This window comes from Sphingomonas sp. 3P27F8 (genome assembly GCF_005502745.1).
Taxonomy (GTDB): domain Bacteria; phylum Pseudomonadota; class Alphaproteobacteria; order Sphingomonadales; family Sphingomonadaceae; genus Sphingomonas.
The window spans coordinates 58,144-72,592 of sequence record NZ_SCNL01000002.1; the positions used below are offsets into that span (position 1 = coordinate 58,144).

At 64.2% G+C, this 14,449-nt stretch carries 11 protein-coding genes; 5 read left to right on the plus strand and 6 right to left on the minus strand.

Annotation, left to right across the window (positions count from 1 at the left end):
• The first annotated feature begins 4 nt into the window (after nt 1–4).
• From FFS35_RS02870 to FFS35_RS02880, 3 genes are read left to right on the plus strand one after another with little or no spacing between them, the layout of a single operon-like run.
• A complete protein-coding gene (locus tag FFS35_RS02870; RefSeq protein ID WP_249341421.1) occupies nt 5–1,201 on the plus strand; it encodes an efflux RND transporter periplasmic adaptor subunit in 1,197 nt (398 codons plus the stop codon).
• Between the two features lie 3 nt (nt 1,202–1,204).
• On the plus strand, nt 1,205–4,420 hold the full coding sequence (locus FFS35_RS02875) for a multidrug efflux RND transporter permease subunit (RefSeq protein ID WP_137785626.1): 3,216 nt from the start codon (nt 1,205–1,207) through the stop codon (nt 4,418–4,420).
• A complete protein-coding gene (locus FFS35_RS02880) occupies nt 4,420–5,862 on the plus strand; it encodes an efflux transporter outer membrane subunit (RefSeq protein ID WP_137785928.1) in 1,443 nt (480 codons plus the stop codon). Before FFS35_RS02875 ends, FFS35_RS02880 begins: the two co-directional genes overlap by 1 nt.
• A gap of 92 nt (nt 5,863–5,954) precedes the next feature.
• Here FFS35_RS02880 and FFS35_RS02885 read toward each other — a convergent pair whose 3' ends face one another.
• The gene (locus FFS35_RS02885; RefSeq protein ID WP_137785627.1) at nt 5,955–6,359 is read right to left on the minus strand and encodes a phasin family protein; all 405 of its coding nucleotides are present in this window, start codon (nt 6,357–6,359) and stop codon (nt 5,955–5,957) included.
• Nucleotides 6,360–6,495: 136 nt separating this feature from the next.
• Here FFS35_RS02885 and FFS35_RS02890 point away from each other — a divergent pair, with 136 nt between their 5' ends.
• Nucleotides 6,496–7,122 (plus strand): peptidylprolyl isomerase, encoded by a 627-nt coding sequence (locus tag FFS35_RS02890; protein ID WP_137785628.1) that lies wholly within the window; start codon nt 6,496–6,498, stop codon nt 7,120–7,122.
• On the opposite strand, the gene dnaE is transcribed toward FFS35_RS02890, so the two are convergent.
• Entirely contained in the window at nt 7,119–10,616 is a 3,498-nt protein-coding gene (gene dnaE / locus FFS35_RS02895; RefSeq protein ID WP_137785629.1) for a DNA polymerase III subunit alpha, read from the minus strand. The two genes, FFS35_RS02890 and dnaE, sit on opposite strands and share 4 nt — an antisense overlap.
• Nucleotides 10,617–10,706: 90 nt before the next feature.
• On the opposite strand from dnaE, the gene FFS35_RS02900 reads away from it, so the two are divergent.
• Nucleotides 10,707–11,249 (plus strand): DUF308 domain-containing protein, encoded by a 543-nt coding sequence (locus tag FFS35_RS02900; protein ID WP_137785630.1) that lies wholly within the window; start codon nt 10,707–10,709, stop codon nt 11,247–11,249.
• Between the two features lie 4 nt (nt 11,250–11,253).
• Here the strand turns inward: FFS35_RS02900 and FFS35_RS02905 are convergent, their stop codons facing one another.
• Genes FFS35_RS02905 through FFS35_RS02920 form a run of 4 tightly spaced genes read right to left on the minus strand, consistent with a single transcriptional unit; the run spans nt 11,254 to nt 14,259 of the window.
• Complete coding sequence (locus FFS35_RS02905) at nt 11,254–11,733, minus strand: glutathione peroxidase (RefSeq protein WP_137785631.1); 480 nt, start codon at nt 11,731–11,733, stop codon at nt 11,254–11,256.
• Nucleotides 11,734–11,751: 18 nt separating this feature from the next.
• Nucleotides 11,752–12,345 carry a GNAT family protein gene (locus FFS35_RS02910; RefSeq protein ID WP_137785632.1) on the minus strand — a complete coding sequence of 198 codons (594 nt, stop codon included), beginning with the start codon at nt 12,343–12,345 and terminating at the stop codon, nt 11,752–11,754.
• A complete protein-coding gene (locus FFS35_RS02915) occupies nt 12,342–13,016 on the minus strand; it encodes an ABC transporter ATP-binding protein (RefSeq protein WP_137785633.1) in 675 nt (224 codons plus the stop codon). The genes FFS35_RS02910 and FFS35_RS02915 overlap by 4 nt, the downstream gene beginning before the upstream one ends.
• Nucleotides 13,009–14,259 (minus strand): lipoprotein-releasing ABC transporter permease subunit, encoded by a 1,251-nt coding sequence (locus FFS35_RS02920; RefSeq protein ID WP_137785634.1) that lies wholly within the window; start codon nt 14,257–14,259, stop codon nt 13,009–13,011. The genes FFS35_RS02915 and FFS35_RS02920 overlap by 8 nt, the downstream gene beginning before the upstream one ends.
• Between the last annotated feature and the right edge of the window lie 190 nt (nt 14,260–14,449).

Sequence of the window (14,449 nt, forward strand, 5' to 3'; positions counted from 1 at the left end):
GATTTTGCGCACGAGGACGATCGGCGAACTGACGCCCATTATTTCGCTTGCGCTGATCCTGGCGGCATGTGGAAGCGGTGGGACCGACGCTTCCAGCAAGAAGCGGGCAAGCAACGGCGCGGTGCAGGTCGGCTACATCGTTGCGCGCACGGCAAGCGTGCCGATCCCGGCCGAGTTGCCCGGCCGCACCGTCGCGTTCCAGAGTTCCGAGGTGCGGCCGCAGGTGAGCGGGGTAATCCAGCGCCGCTTCTTTACCGAGGGATCGATCGTCAAGCAGGGCCAGCCGCTCTATCAGATCGATCCCAGCCTCTATCGCGCCGCGACCAACCAGGCGTCGGCCAATCTCGCCAGCGCTGAAGCGACCGCCGCCGCCGCCAAGATCAAGGCGGATCGATATCGCCCGCTCGCCGAGATCGAGGCGGTGAGCAAGCAGGATTACACCGATGCGCTCGCCGCCCAGCGGCAGGCACAGGCATCGATCCTGCAAAACAAGGCGCAGCTGGATACCGCGCGAACCAACCTGCGCTTCACCACCGTTCCCGCACCGATCACCGGGCGGATCGGACGGTCCCTGTTCACCGTCGGCGCGCTCGTCACGACCAGCCAGACCGATCCGTTGGCGACGATCCAGCAGCTCGATCCGATCTACGTCGACATCCAGCAATCTTCCGCGGCGCTTCTGCAGTTGCGCCGCAGCCTCGCGTCCGGCGGGGCGGTGCCGACGCGCGCTGCGGTACGGCTCAAGCTCGAGGACGGCGGGGAATATGATCTTGCCGGGAGCGTGGAGTTTTCGGAAGTCGTCGTCGATCCGAGCACCGGCACGGTGACGCTGCGCGCACGCTTTCCCAATCCGACCGGCCTGTTGCTGCCCGGCATGTTCGTGCGCGCGATATTCGCGCAGGCGATCGATCCGACCGCTATTCTTGTGCCGCAGGCGGCGGTGGCGCGCGATCCGAAGGGAAATGCCACCGTCTGGGTGGTCGGCCCCAATAACAGGGCCACGCAGAAGAGCATCGTGGCCGATCGCACGCAGGGTTCGTTCTGGGTGGTGACGCGCGGCCTTGCGCCCGGCGATCGCGTCATCACGCAGGGAACCGGGAAGTTGCAGGCGAACATGGCGATCAATCCGGTGCCCGCCGATTCGCCGCAACGCATCGCGCCGCCGTCGCAGCAGCAGTCTCAGGGCAAGAAAGCCGGCTGAACCATGTCGCGCATTTTCATCGATCGCCCGATCTTCGCCTGGGTTCTCGCAATCATCGTGATGATGGCGGGAATCGGCGCGATCATGGGGTTGCCGATCGCGCAATATCCCGATGTCGCGCCGCCGCAGGTATCGATCCGCGCCACCTATCCCGGCGCGAACGCACAGACGATCCAGAATTCTGTGACGCAGATTATCGAGCAGCAGCTCACCGGCATCGACGGTCTGCTCTATTTCAGCTCGTCCTCCTCGTCGCGCGGCTCGGTGTCGATCACCGCCACGTTCGCCAAGGGCACCGACCCCGATATCGCGCAGGTTCAGGTGCAGAACCAGGTGCAGCAGGCGATCAGCCGCCTGCCCACCCAGGTGCAGCAACAGGGGCTGGTCGTCCGCAAGTCCAACCCCGACTTTCTGCTGATCGCCGGCGTTTATGACATCACCGACAAGCTGACCAATCAGGATGTGTCGGATTATCTCGTATCGAACCTGCAGGAGCCGCTCGGTCGTCTTCAGGGCGTGGGCGACACCAACGTGTTCGGATCGCAATATGCGATGCGGATCTGGCTGGATCCGGCGAAGCTGGCCAGTTTCTCGCTGATCCCGGGTGACGTCATCACCGCTATCACCAACCAGAACACCGAGGTGGCGGCGGGCGAGATCGGCGGCCAGCCGATGCCGCAGGATCAGATGCTGAACGCCACCGTCACAGCGCAGTCGCGGCTCCAGACACCCGAACAGTTCCGCGCGATCATCCTGAAGACGCTGCCCTCGGGCGCAACGGTGCGGCTGGCGGATGTGGCGCGGATCGAGCTGGGGGCGGAGAGCTACGCGGCAACCAGCCGCGTGAACCGCCACCCCGGCGCGGGCATCGCCGTGTTGCTCGCGCCGGGCGCGGATGCGCTCAAGACCGCGGAACTCGTCAAGGCTGAAATCGCGCGCGTCGCCAAGACCTTTCCACCCAATCTGCGCATCGCCTATTCAAGCGATTCAACGGACTTTATCAAACTGTCGATCCACGAGGTGGTGAAAACGCTGATCGAGGCAATCATACTCGTCGTGATCGTCATGTTCGTTTTCCTGCAAAGCTGGCGCGCGACGCTGGTGCCCACGATCGCGGTGCCGGTGGTGTTGCTCGGCACGTTCGCGATCTTCTACATCGTCGGCTTCACGATCAACACGCTCACGCTGTTCGGCCTTGTGCTGGCGATCGGGCTGCTCGTCGATGATGCGATCGTGGTGGTGGAGAATGTCGAACGGCTGATGGAGGAAAATCCCGAGATGACGCCTCGGGAAGCGACGATCGAATCGATGAACGAGATCACGGTGGCGCTGGTCGCGATCGCGCTGGTGCTGTCCGCGGTGTTCCTGCCGATGGCGTTTTTCGGCGGATCGACAGGCGTGATCTATCGCCAGTTCTCGCTGACGATCATTTCCGCGATGATGCTTTCCGTGGCGGTGGCGATCATCTTGTCACCGGCAATCACCTCGCATCTCCTGAAGCAGAAAAGCAAGGAGCGGCCCGCCGATGAAACATGGCTTGGTCGCCGCGCGCCATGGCTGATTTCGGGCGCCGATCGCGCCAAGACGTGGTTCAATCACAATTTCGATCGCGGCGTGCAACGCTATACCGCCGCGGTTGGCCGGGTGGTGGAGCGCAAATGGCTGTTCCTGGGCATCTACGCCGTCACCGTGGCGTTGTTGGCCGTATTGTTCCTGCGCTTGCCGACCGGCTTTTTGCCGACCGAGGATCAGGGTGGCGCGATCGTCCAGTTCCGCCTGCCGGCCGGCGCGACGCTAGGCCGCACTACGCAGGTCCAGCGCGAGATCGAGAAATATTTCGCGGAACATGAGGGCGCCAACACGAAAACACTGTTCACGGTCGCTGGCGGCGGCGGCGGCGGCGTTAGCGGTCAAAACACGGGACAGGGCTTTCTCGCCTTCACGGACTGGGATGCGCGCAAGGGCACAGAGAATGGCGCGGACGCGATCGTCGCCCGCGCAGCCGCCGCATTCAGCGGTTTTCGCGACGCGCAGGTTTTCGCGCTGATCCCGCCGGCCATTCGCGGCCTCGGCCAGTCCGAAGGCTTCACGATGGAGTTGCAGAACACCGGCGGCCTGTCGTTGCAGGAGTTCGAGGCGGCGCGAGACAAGTTGCTGGCGATGGCGATGGCCGATACGAAACTCGGCGGCATCCGGCTTACCGAACTGCCCGATATCGGCACGCTTCAGGTTGACACCGATGCGCAGAAGATCGCTGCGCTGGGCCTGACGCAGAATGACGTCAACACCACGCTTTCCACCGCATGGGGCGGCCGTTACGTCAACGACTTCGTGGATCGCGGCCGGGTCAAGCGCGTGTATGTTCAGGGCGATGCGCCGTTCCGGTCGAAGCCGGAGGATATTGGCCAATGGTTCGTACGCGGCACGAACGGGCAGATGGCCCCCTTCTCTTCCTTCGCCTCCACCAGCTGGTCGCAGGCGCCGACGACGCTGTCACGTTTCAATGGCGTTCAGAGCTTCGAATTCCAGGGTGCTGGCGCACAAGGGGTAAGCTCGGGCGACGCCATGAACCGGATCGCCGCGCTCGCCGCGCAGATACCGGGAACCAGCATCGCATGGGCGGGCGTCTCCTATCAGGAACGTTTGTCGTCCGGCCAGGCCCCTTTGCTTTACGGCCTGTCGCTCATCGTGGTGTTCCTCTGCCTCGCCGCGCTTTACGAAAGCTGGTCGATCCCGCTTGCCGTGCTGCTGGTCATCCCGCTCGGGCTTGTCGGAGCGATCCTGTTCGTAACGCTGCGCGGGCTTACCAATGACGTCTATCTCCAGATCGGCCTGCTGACGACGATGGGGCTAGCCGCCAAGAACGCCATCCTCATGATCGAATTCGCGGAGCAGGAGGAAAAGAAGGGCAAGCGCGTGATCGAAGCAGCGCTCGCGGCCGCACGCATCCGCCTGCGCCCGATCCTGATGACCAGCTTCGCCTTCATCTTCGGCGTGCTGCCGCTGGCGATCTCCACCGGCGCGGGGGCGAACAGCCGCATCGCGATCGGCACGGCCGTGATCGGCGGGATGCTTACCGCTACAATCCTGGCGATCTTCTATATTCCGATGTTCTTCGTGCTGGTGCGGCGTGGTTTCCGAGATACGCTCGCGCGATTGCATGGCGAGCATAGAGGGTATCGCCCGTCCCCGCCCGTATCGCAGGCCGGTGAATCATGATGCGTCGCGCATTTCTGCTGGCCGGCGGCGCCGCGCTTTCGGCGTGCAGCATGACGCCAAAATATGTGCGTCCGGATCTGCCCGTTCCCTCGTCATGGCCGGTGGGCGACGCGTATCTGAGGCAAAGCGAGGCGGCGCTGCCCAGTGTCACCTATCGCGATATCTTCCGGGACACGCGGCTCCAGCGCGTCATCGATCAGGCGCTCGCCAATAACCGCGACTTGCGCATTGCGGCGGCGAATATCGCTGCCGCCCGTGCGCAATATCGCATCCAGCGCGGCGAACTGTTTCCCACGATCGCCGCCAACGGCGCATACAGTTACAGTCACAGCAATAGCCCGGCCGCCGGAAACGCGGCCACGACGGACTCTCTTTCCGCGGGAATCGGGATTACCGGCTTCGAAATCGACTTGTTCGGCCGGGTCCGCTCGCTGACCAGTGCCGCGCTGAACCGCTATTTCGCGCAGGAAGCGACCGCGCGCGCCACCCGGCTGACGCTCGTCGGCGATATCGCCGGTGCGTGGCTGAGTTATGCGGCGGATCGCAGCCTGCTCGGCATCGCAGAGGAAACGGCAGCCAACGCGCGCCGCAGCGTATCGCTGACCGATGCGCGTCTGAAAGGTGGCATCGCGCCTCGCACCGATCTGCGGCAGGCGGAACAGGTGCTCGCGAGCGCTGAATCCGATCTCGCACAGCAGAAGACCGCGCTCGCGCAGGATGTGAACGCCCTTCAACTACTGGTCGGCGCGCCGATCGACCCCGCGCTGCTGCCCGGATCGATCGATGAAGCGGCCAGCAACATCGCCGCCTTGCCAGCCGGGCTCGATTCGGGCGTCTTGCTGCGCCGCCCCGATGTAGTGAGTGCGGAATATACGCTTCGTGCGGCCAATGCCGAGATCGGCGCCGCTCGCGCCGCGCTGTTTCCCCGGATCACGCTCACCGGCCTCCTAGGTTTGGCCAGCGGCGCGCTCTCCTCGCTGTTCAGTAGCGGCGCGTTCAGTTATTCGGGAAGCGCGAACGCTGCTTATCCCATTTTCAGCGGCGGCGCGGCGCGCGCCGGCGTCGCTCAATCCGAGGCGCAGCGCGACGCCGCGGTCGCCAGTTATGAAAAGGCGATCCAGACGGCGTTCAGCGAGGTCGCCGATGCGCTCGCCCGACAGGGAACCATCGCTGATCAGCTTGGCGCGGATCAACGAAACGTGGATGCCGCACTGGACAATTACCGGCTGGCAGACGCGCGCTATCGCGGGGCTATCGATACCTTTCTTGCATCGCTGGTCGCCCAGCGTTCGCTTTACACCGCGCAGCGCGGCCTCGTGCAGACCAAGCTGACCCGCGCCACCAATCTGGTCACTCTGTACCGTGTCTTGGGCGGAGATTCGCTGCTCCAGAGCGCCCCGACCGGACCGACGCTTTCTGGCCAGCAGGACCCGCGACAATAACGAACGGGCCATTGCGACAAGGCCGCGAAATCAGCGCAAGCCGTCATGATTTCCTGCACGTGCCGTACGGGATCGCCCGAACTGGCGACTAGTCACCCCTTCCCCGCGCTGCCCTTCATCGTGCCGACCGCATCCCGTCCGAACTGCATGATGAGCTCGCCGACCTCGCGCGCGTGCGCCATCGATCGATTGCTCTGTTCACGCAGGAAATCGCCCTGGATCTTCATCACGTCCGAAAGATCCTTCGCGACGGCGGCAGCGCGCATCGCCGCAAAGGCCTCCCGCGCATTGGCTTCGGCCTGATCGATCATTTTCAGGCCGACCGCCTTGTTCTGCTCGGCGACCTTTTCGCCCGATGCCTTTACCGCCTCGCCCACACGCCTTGCCGGATCGACGACGTGGTCCTCAAACGCCTGCTTCGCCTTTCCTGCGCCCTCGCGCATCTTCCCGGTGGCTTCCTTGGCCCGATCTCCGGCGGTCTTGCGTGATGCAGCCATTGTTCCTCTCCTTGGCTTCAGCCTGCGATCGGCATGCTGAACCTCTCGCGCATTCGCGGCAAGATGCTCAACGCATCGCACAGATGCGGTTTCCGGCGGCTGACAGCGCGGCCACGACAATGCTAGATACTGGCCTATGCGCATCTTCCTCCCTCTCGCAGCGCTGCTTGCGTTGCCCGCCACAACCGCCACCGCACAGACCGGCACGCCGGCGGCGCAGCCAGCCGCAGCGACGCCCACAGCGCTCGTCAACGTGACGGTTACGACCTCGCTCGGGCCGATCGTCATAGCCGTGGACAAGGAACACGCCCCGATCACGGCGGCGAATTTTCTGAGATATGTCGATCAGAAGCGGCTCGATGGGGTAAACTTCTATCGTGCAGTAAAAATTCAACCAGGCTACGGCTTCGTCCAGTTCGGTGCCGCTAACGATCCCAAGCGCGCACTCCCGCCGATCCCGCATGAGCCGACCAGCAAGACGGGCCTCAGCCACAAGGACGGCGCGATCTCAATGGCGATGGGCAAGCCGGGCACGGCGTCCGGCGATTTCTTCATCATCGTCGGCGATCTCAGCACGATGGACGCAACGGCGACCGAGCCGGGCTATGCGGTTTTCGGCCACGTCGTCAGCGGCATGGACATCATTCACCACATCCTTGATGCCCCCACCTCACCGACGCGTGGCGAGGGCTTGATGAAGGGTCAGATGCTCGAACCGACCATCAAGGTGACGACCGTGCGGCGCGGCCCGCCCGCGCCTTAGCCCGCGAGCGTCAGCATCGTTTCCGCCCGACCGAGCGTGGCGGAGATCACGCCGGGCAGGAGATTCGCGCGATCGATCAGCTCGGCATCCAGCAGGAAGTCGCGGCCGAGCAGCAGCGTCGCCTCCCCGCCATGCGGCAGCCTGATCTTGAGACGCACCTCGCCGCGCGCGCCGCGCTGCCCTTCCAGCAAAGTGGCGAGCGCCGCGACCGCGTCCGCCCGGTCCACGACGATCTCCGCCACGAAGCGCGCGATCGACGCGAGCGATTCGAACGGCTGGAGGCGCTTGATCGAAACACGCGGCTGATCCTCTCCGGGCCGCCGATCCAGTTCTACGGTGGCCAGGCCGCAGGCGCCAGCGCGCGCCGCCTCTTCCAGGTCGGCCGCCACCTGATCGTCGAAGCAGGTGGCGATGAATTGCCCACTCTGGTCGGAGAGCGTCGCCATCATGTAGCGCCGCCCGCGCGCGGACGTCCGCCATCGCGCCTCTTCGACCAGCACGGCCATCGTCGCCCCGGCGCGCGTGCCGTCATCGGGAATCGAAAGCTCGCCCAGCGCCGCGAACTGCCGCGCGCCATGCATCTTGGCGAGATGCGCGTGGCGGTCGACCGGGTGAGCAGAGAAATAGAAGCCAAACGCCTCCTTCTCCTGTTCCATCTTTTGCGCCATCGTCCAGTGGACCGATCGCGGCAGCTTGATCGTGTCGCCCGCATGGCTTGAATCGCCGAAGAGCCCGCCCTGCCCGCTGGTGCGCTGGTCATGCGTGCGCGCCGCTACCGCCAGGATCGTTTCGGCGATCGCAAACACGCCGGCCCGGTTGGGTTCCATAGCGTCGAACGCGCCGCCGGCTGCCAGCGTTTCCAGTTGCCGCTTGTTGACCAGTCGGGGATCGACGCGATGCGCGAGATCGTCGAGGCTCTTGAACCGCCCGCGCTCCTCACGCTCGGCGACGAGGCGCTCCATCGCCCCTTCGCCGACCGATTTGAGCGCCGCAAGCGCATAGCGGACGGCCGGGCGGCCGTGATCATCGACCTCAACGTCGAATTCCGCCTGGCTCGCATTGATATCGGGGGGAAGCAATTCGATGCCCATCCGTCGCATATCGTCGACGAACACCGCGAGCTTGTCGGTGAGATGAATATCGTAACACATTGAGGCCGCAAAGAATTCGTGCGGGTAATGCGCCTTCAGCCACGCCGTCTGATAGGTGAGCAGCGCATAAGCCGCTGCGTGGCTCTTGTTGAAGCCATAGCCAGCGAACTTATCGATCAAGTCAAAGAGCTCGTTAGCCTTTGCGGCGGGAATGTTGTTCGTCGTGGCGCAACCCTCGACGAAGATCGCGCGCTGCGCGTCCATCTCCGCCTTGATCTTCTTGCCCATCGCGCGGCGCAACAGGTCCGCGCCACCAAGGGTGTAGCCGGCGAGCACCTGCGCCGCCTGCATCACCTGTTCCTGATAAACGAAAATGCCATAGGTTTCCGCGAGGATGCCTTCGAGCAGCGGATGCGGATAGAGAATATCCTCCTGCCCGTTCTTTCGGCGGCCGAACATCGGGATATTATCCATCGGGCCGGGGCGATAGAGCGCGCCAAGGGCGATGATGTCTTCGAAAACGGTGGGCTTCACCGCCGACAGCGTGCGCCGCATCCCCTCCGATTCCACCTGAAACACGCCGACGGTGTTGCCGGCCTGTAGAAGTTCATAGGTTTCCACATCATCCCAGCCCAGCGCATCGAGATCGATCGAGATGCCGCGCTTCGCCAGCATCTCCACCGCTTTCTTGAGCACAGAGAGCGTTTTCAGACCAAGAAAGTCGAACTTCACCAGCCCGGCGCCCTCGACGTACTTCATGTCGAATTGGGTGACCGGCATGTCCGAACGCGGATCGCGATAGAGCGGCACCAGTTGCGCAAGCGGGCGATCCCCGATCACCACACCCGCCGCGTGCGTGGAGGAGTGCCGCGGCAGCCCCTCCAGCTTCATCGCCAGATCGAGCAGCCGCCGGACATCGTTCTCGTTGGCATATTCGCGCGCGAGCTCGGATACGCCATTCAGCGCTCGCTCCAGCGTCCACGGGTCCGTCGGGTGATTCGGGACCAGCTTTGCGAGGCGATCGACCTGACCGTAGCTCATCTGAAGGACACGCCCGGTATCTTTCAGCACCGCGCGCGCCTTCAGCTTGCCGAAGGTGATGATCTGCGCCACCTGATCCCGGCCGTATTTCTCCTGCACATAGCGGATCACTTCCACGCGCCGCGTTTCGCAGAAATCGATATCGAAATCCGGCATCGAAACGCGCTCGGGATTGAGGAAGCGCTCGAAAAGCAGCCCCAGCCGGATCGGATCGAGATCGGTGATCGTCAGCGCCCAGGCCACCACCGAGCCGGCGCCCGAACCACGCCCCGGGCCGACCGGAATGTCGCGTTCCTTTGCCCATTTGATGAAATCGGCGACGATCAGGAAGTATCCAGGAAAGCCCATCTGGATGATGACGTCGAGCTCGAACTGCAGGCGATCGCGATAGGCCTCGCGCCAATCGTCTCCATCTGCCTGCCCAAGCTGCGCGATGCGCTCCAGACGCTGTTCGAGCCCCGCCGCCGCATCTTGGCGGAGCATCGCCGCTTCGCCGTCGCGATCGCCCGCGAGACTGGGCAGGATCGGCTTGCGCCTGGGCGCGGCTACCGCGCAGCGCCGTGCGACGACGAGCGTGTTCGCGATCGCCTCCGGCAGATCGGCGAACAGCGCCCGCATCTCGTTCGCCGGCTTCATCCAGGCGTCCGGCGAACTGCGCGGCCGGTCGTCGCTCTCCACATAGGTCGAATTCGCGATGCAGAGCATCACGTCATGAGCGTCGAGAAAATCCTGTTCCGCGAAGCAGCACGGATTGGTCGCCACCAGCGGCAGATCGCGGGTATAAGCGAGATCGAGCAGATGCGGCTCCGCGCGCCCCTCCACCTCGTTCAGGCGGCGCACCACTTCTATGTAGAGCCGATCCGGGAACAACCCCAGCAAGCGATCGGCATATGCGTGCGCCCGCGCTGGCTGATCCTCCGCGAAAAGTCGGGCCAGGCCGCCCTCGCCGCCGGCGGTCAGCGCGATCAGCCCCTCCGCGTGACGTGCCAGCGCCGCGAAATCGACATGCGGCACCTGCTCGATCGGGCGATCGAGATGCGCCATGCTGACCAATGCACACAGATTGTCATAGCCCCGCTCATCCTGCGCATAGAGCGCGAGCCAGTCGATGATCGGCGCCACCCCGTCGGGCAGATCCGGGCGGGCAACCCCCAGCATCACGCCTATCACCGGCTGAACGCCCGCATCGCACGCCGCATCCGAATAAGCCATCGCGGCGTAAAGCCCGTTGCGGTCGGTAAGCGCAGCCGCCGGAAAGCCGAGCGCCGCCGCCCGCTTCGCGATCGCCTTTGGCTCGATCGCCCCGTCCAGCATCGTATATGACGAAAAGATACGGAGCGGGACGAAACCGGAATGCGACATCGCGAAACGCTAGCCGCTACCGCGCGATTCGCACAGTCCCGGAACCAAGTTCGCGCGCCATAGTTTCGCTGGTGAAACGGAGGATGGGTGATGACGCTTGCGGCACGTGGCATCGGCTGGGGCTGGATCCTGGCCTTTGGTATCGCCAGCCTCATCCTCGGGGCGGCGGCCATTTTCATGCCGGTGCCGGCGACGTTCGCGGCAACGCTGGTGGTGGGCGCATATCTGATCGCGGGCGGCATATTCGGGTTGCTTGCCGGCGCTTTCGGACGCGGGCACGAGGGGCGCGGCTATGCGATCCTGTTCGGCCTGGTCTCGCTGATCGGCGGCGGGATCATGGTTCTTGAGCCGGCGACCGGCGCTGTATCCCTAACCTTGCTGCTCGCGCTGTGGCTTATCGCGCGCGGCGTGCTTGAACTGGTATGGGGATTCCGATTCCGCCGACGGCGCGGATTGATGATCGTCCTGGGCGTGCTTAATCTGCTGCTCGCGGCATATATCCTTTATTCGATGCCGGTTGCCGCGCTGACGCTGCCCGGCATCGTGCTAGGCATCAGCTTCCTCGTCTCTGGCGCTACGTGGACGACTTTCGCGCTCGATCATCGAGGCGAGCGGGTCGCGCTGGACATCTGAACCGCTACAGCAGCTTCTCGATGTCGGCGACGATATCGGCCGGCTTGGTCGTGGGCGCATACCGCTCCACCACCTGCCCGTCGCGGTTCACCAGGAACTTGGTGAAGTTCCACTTGATCGCCTTCGATCCGAGCAGGCCCGGTGCATCGCTCTTGAGCCGTTCGAACAGCGGGTCGGCGTTTGGCCCATTCACCTCGACCTTGGCGAACACGGGAAACGTGACGTCATAGGTCAGCGAGCAGAAGTTCGCGATTTCCTCCGCGTCCCCCGGCTCCTGCGCGCCGAACTGGTTGCAAGGGAAGGCCAGCACCTCGAAGCCGCGATCGGCATATTCGCGATGCAGTGCCTCCAGCCCCTCATATTGAGGCGTGAACCCGCACTTCGAGGCGGTATTGACGATCAGGAGCACCTTGCCGCGCCAGGTGTCGAGCGAGGCGATGCCCCCGTCCGCGGCCTTGACCTCGAAATCGGTGATCGCTCCCATTGCCCGTCTCCCCTCTGTTCAGCCCCGATGGCGCGCCAGCATATGCTCCAGATTGACACGCACACCCGGCCATTCGCAAGCGATGATCGAGTAGACGACCAGATCGCGCACCCGCCCGTCCATCAGCTGATGCGAGCGCAGCACGCCATCTCGCTTGGCACCGAGCCGCTCGATCGCACGCTGGGAATCACGATTGAACCAGTCGGTACGGATTTGCACCACGTTGCATCCCAATACGTCGAAGGCGTGGGTCAGCAGCAGCTTCTTTGCCTCGGTATTGACGCCGCTGCGCTGGACGGAACGCGCGTAGAATGTGCCGCCGATCTCCACGCGCCGGTTCGGCTCGTTCATGCGCATGAACCGCGTGAGGCCCACAACGCTGCCATCCGGCGTTTCCACCGCGAACGGCATCGCGCGACCATAATCTCGCTCTCGAAACGTCGCCGCCATGAAAGTATCGGGATCGGCGAGCCCGGACACGTTGGTGAAGAAAAGTTCGGTGAGATCGCCGTCCGCCGCGGCCGCGACCAGCGCATCGCGATCCGCCATCGCGAGCGGCCGCAATGTCACATGATTTCCGCGGAGCACCGGCTGATCGCGCCAGGCGCTCATTGCAGCACGCCCTCCTGCAATCGCACCACACGGTCCATTTTCGCGGCGAGTCGCTCGTTATGGGTGGCGACGAGCGCGGCCGATCCCTCGACGCGCACGAGGCGGAGGAATTCGGCCAGAACGATATCGGCGGTATGCTCGTCCAGATTGCCGGTCGGCTCGTCCGCCAGCACCAGCGCCGGCCGATTGGCGAGCGCCCGCGCCACCGCGACGCGCTGCTGCTCGCCGCCGGAAAGCTGGCTCGGCCGGTGCGTCAGCCGATGCCCGAGGCCGAGCGCGGTCAACAATGCATCAGCCCGCGCTTCAGCATCCCGCTGTGTTGCGCCATGGATGAGTTGCGGCAGCACGACATTCTCGCGCGCGTCGAAATCCGGGAGCAGGTGATGAAACTGATAGACGAAACCCAGGAAATCGCGCCGCACCATCGTTCGCCCGTGCGCGTCGAGCTGCGCCGCTTCCTTGCCAGCGATCCGGATCGAGCCCTCGAACCCGCCCTCGAGAAGCCCGACCGCCTGTAACAGCGTCGATTTGCCGGAGCCCGATGGCCCGAGCAATGCCACGATCTCGCCCGGCGCGACCGACAGGTTCACGCGGCGCAGCACCTCGATCGTCTCGCCGCCCTGAGTGAAGCTGCGCGCGAGACCCGTGGTTTGAAGCACGGCGCTATTCATAGCGCAGCACCTGCACCGGATCGGTGCTTGCCGCCTTGAACGCGGGGTAAAGCGTCGCCAGCACGGTCATCAGCGCGGTAATCAGCACGATCGCGATGATTTCCACCGGATCGGGCTTCGATGGCAGCTCGGTCAAATAGCGGATCGAGGGATCCCACAGGTTCTGGCCGGTTACGAGCTGGACAAAATTCACCACCGCCTGCCGGTAGAACAGGAAGATCGCTCCGAGAACGAGACCTGCGACGATCCCGAGCGCGCCGATCGTCACGCCGACCGTCATGAAGATGCGCACCATCGCACCGCGGGTGGCGCCCATCGTGCGCATGATCGCGATGTCGCGGGTCTTGGCGCGAACCAGCATGATCAGCGAGCTGGCGATGTTGAACGCCGCCACCAGGATGATGATGCACAGCACGGTGAACATCGCGACCCGCTCGACGGCGAGCGCATCGAACAGCTGCGCGTTCATCTGTCGCCAGTCCGAAATCACCGCGAGCCGGCCGACTTTCTGCGCCAGCGGCGCGAGTATCTGGCCCACCTTGTCCGGATTGTCCGTTTGCAACTCGATCATGCCGACCTTGTCGCCCAGCAGGAGCAGCGTCTGCGCATCCTCCATCGGCATGACGACATAGGCCTTGTCGTAGTCATACACCCCGATCTCGAAGATCGCGGCGACCGTATAGCTCACATAGCGCGGCACCGTACCGAACGGCGTCGACTGGCCGGATGGGTTTATCAGCGTGATCTGCGAACCGACGGTCGCGCCCAGCGCCTCCGCCAGCCGTGCGCCGATCGCCACGTTGCTGCTGCCTGGCTTCAGCTCCGCCAGCGAGCCGGCGACGACCTTCTGCCCGATCGTCATATTGGAGCGGATATCCGATACGCGCATGCCACGCACCAGCACGCCTTCCACGCGGCCATTGTAGGAGGACATCAGCGGCTGTTCGATAAGCGGCACGGCGCTGGTGACGCCGGGCGTATCCTTCGCCCAGCGCGCGATCTCCTGCCAGTCGGCGAGGCGCCCGTCGACGCCCTGGACCACGGCATGGCCGTTAAGCCCGACGATCTTGTCGAAAAGCTCGGCCCGAAACCCGTTCATCACGCTCATGACGATGACGAGCGCCGCGACGCCCAGCATCACCGCGCCGAGGCTGAAACCGGCGACGAGAACGATGAACCGCTCGCCCTTGCCTGGAAGGAGATAGCGCCGCGCGATCATTCGTTCATAGCGCGACAGGATCATGCCCAGCCGTCTATCCGCCGATTTCACCGCTGGCAACGGGTGCTGTGGCGGAATCAACACATGCGGTGGACATTCGGTTTAGCTGGCGTTCATTTTGATCGACACGCGACATGCTTGGCCAGTACCACTGCGGGCACTGGCACACAGGCAAATGGCCGTGGTTCGGGGAATTTCGCCGCCTCGCTTCGTA

Coding starts and splice junctions, on each gene's coding strand:
- FFS35_RS02875 (WP_137785626.1), top strand. CDS start 1,205: ATGTCGCGCATTTTCATCGATCGCCCGATCTTCGCCTGGGTTCTCGCA.
- FFS35_RS02880 (WP_137785928.1), top strand. CDS start 4,420: ATGCGTCGCGCATTTCTGCTGGCCGGCGGCGCCGCGCTTTCGGCGTGC.
- FFS35_RS02885 (WP_137785627.1), bottom strand. CDS start 6,359: ATGGCTGCATCACGCAAGACCGCCGGAGATCGGGCCAAGGAAGCCACC.
- FFS35_RS02890 (WP_137785628.1), top strand. CDS start 6,496: ATGCGCATCTTCCTCCCTCTCGCAGCGCTGCTTGCGTTGCCCGCCACA.
- dnaE (WP_137785629.1), bottom strand. CDS start 10,616: ATGTCGCATTCCGGTTTCGTCCCGCTCCGTATCTTTTCGTCATATACG.
- FFS35_RS02900 (WP_137785630.1), top strand. CDS start 10,707: ATGACGCTTGCGGCACGTGGCATCGGCTGGGGCTGGATCCTGGCCTTT.
- FFS35_RS02905 (WP_137785631.1), bottom strand. CDS start 11,733: ATGGGAGCGATCACCGATTTCGAGGTCAAGGCCGCGGACGGGGGCATC.
- FFS35_RS02910 (WP_137785632.1), bottom strand. CDS start 12,345: ATGAGCGCCTGGCGCGATCAGCCGGTGCTCCGCGGAAATCATGTGACA.
- FFS35_RS02915 (WP_137785633.1), bottom strand. CDS start 13,016: ATGAATAGCGCCGTGCTTCAAACCACGGGTCTCGCGCGCAGCTTCACT.
- FFS35_RS02920 (WP_137785634.1), bottom strand. CDS start 14,259: ATGATCCTGTCGCGCTATGAACGAATGATCGCGCGGCGCTATCTCCTT.